At 39.5% G+C, this 1,933-nt stretch carries 1 protein-coding gene; it reads left to right on the forward strand.

All coding sequences use genetic code 11. The annotated features are described in order from the left end of the window. Positions 1–560: 560 nt before the first annotated feature. Complete coding sequence (gene ltrA / locus AR334_RS28555; RefSeq protein WP_253701396.1) at positions 561–1,826, forward strand: group II intron reverse transcriptase/maturase; 1,266 nt, start codon at positions 561–563, stop codon at positions 1,824–1,826. The last annotated feature ends 107 nt before the right edge of the window (positions 1,827–1,933 follow it).

The following is a 1,933-nucleotide window of genomic DNA, read 5'->3' on the forward strand; positions in this document are numbered from 1 at the left end:
CTAGGTCGTATCATATAGCGGGTGGGATTCCCGTCGAGTAAGAACTAGCCATTCGCTCGTAGCGAGTCTTGGAGGGCTAAAGGTAACTTTAGTCTTTAAGCGTAGACAGTTAGGTAGCGGGCCGAAAGCCAAATGGCTGAAGGGATTGAGCTCCATAAACGTTAGTAAACCGAGAGGGCTGATGCCTTACCTGCGTGCAGAAAGCAACATTTTATCCTTCGTCAAGGCAAGAAGGATAAAACCTCTCTGGAGTCAGAGACCTTGGCACGTTACACATTGATATGATATGGCAACTCGGGAGACCCTACCGGTCTTTTCTATCTATTGAAGAGTATGGTGTACAAGCGATAACAAGCAAGGAAACCAAATGCCGATGTAGGGGGTCGGATAGCAGCGTAGTACCAATGAAGTTGGGTAATGCCGATGGAGGAAAGGCTAGCTACCAGTTATCACCCTTACTAGGGACACATTTACTACACACAGAGGTAGGTATAATAAATGGAAACAAAACTACTAAGGATAGCAGAATTAGCAAAATCTGATCCTAAAATGAAATTTACATCACTTGCACCTTATTAAATAAGCAATCGCTAACACAGTGTCATCATGAACTACCTAATAAAAAGGCGACTGGTGTTAACGGAACGACTAAAGAACAATACAGTGAAAACATGGAAGAAAACATTAAGGATTTAGTAAGTAGGCTTAAAAGCAAAAGTTATCGACCTGTTCCAGTAAGAAGAATGTATATCCCAAAACTCAATTCAAACAAGAAAAGACCTTTGGGGATACCTGAACATGAGGATAAAATTGTACAAAAGGGTATTACCAAAATACTAAATACCATCTATGAAAATGACTTCCTAGATTGTTCATTTGGGTTCCGCCCTAATCGGAACTGCCATGATGCGCTGAAAATACTGAACCATTATATTGAAAAGAGGTCAGTAAGTTATGTGGTAGATGTTGATATCAAAGGTTTCTTTGACAACGTGGATCACAAATGGATGATAGAATTCCTGAAACTCCGAATCGCTGACCCTAACCTTCTGAGAATAATCAGCAGGTTTCTTAAAGGTGGATACATGGAGGAAGGGAAGAAGTACAAGACAGATAATGGCACACCGCAAGGTGGAGTAATATCTCCGATATTAGCCAATGTTTATCTCCATTATGTTCTGGACTTATGGTTTGAGAAAGTGGTTAGGAAACAATGTAAAGGACAGGCATACATAGTAAGATACGCAGATGACTTTGTGTGTTGTTTTCAACATAAAAGTGAAGCACAGCAATTCTTCCATTCATTAAAGCTTCGATTAAAGAAGTTTAATTTGGAAATAGCCGAGGATAAAACTAAAATTATTCCCTTTGGTAGGTTTGCAGAAAATAATGCACGGCGAGAAGGGAATAGTAAACCAGCTACCTTTGATTTCCTTGGGTTTACCCACTATTGCGGGAGAAGCAAACAAGGGAAATTTCGAGTAAAACGGAAATCTAGCAGGAAGAAAGTCCAAGGCAAACTAAGAGAATCTAAAGAATGGCTGAAGACTAATAGAAATAAAGATATTCATACAATTATGGATAGATTTAAACGCTCACTCATAGGTTATTACAACTATTATTGCATCACAGATAACACTCAAACTGTTAACAACTTCAAAGAGAAAATCGAACACTTACTATTTAAATGGCTAAACAGAAGAAGCCAAAGGAAGTCCTTCACATGGGATAAATTTAATCTCTTTCTTCGTAAATATCCACTTCCTTCACCAAGAATCAAAGTGAACATCTACGATCTTAGAAAAGAGATTAGCTACATTCTGTAAATGATGACTAGGAGGAGCCGTGTGCGTTAATAGCGCAAGCACGGTTCTGTGAGGGGGGAGGAGTACAATTTACCGTAAGGTAGAAAGGCTCCCTTCTACTCGACTAG

Source organism: Bacillus sp. FJAT-29814 (genome assembly GCF_001510715.1).
Lineage (GTDB): Bacteria > Bacillota > Bacilli > Bacillales > Cytobacillaceae > Neobacillus.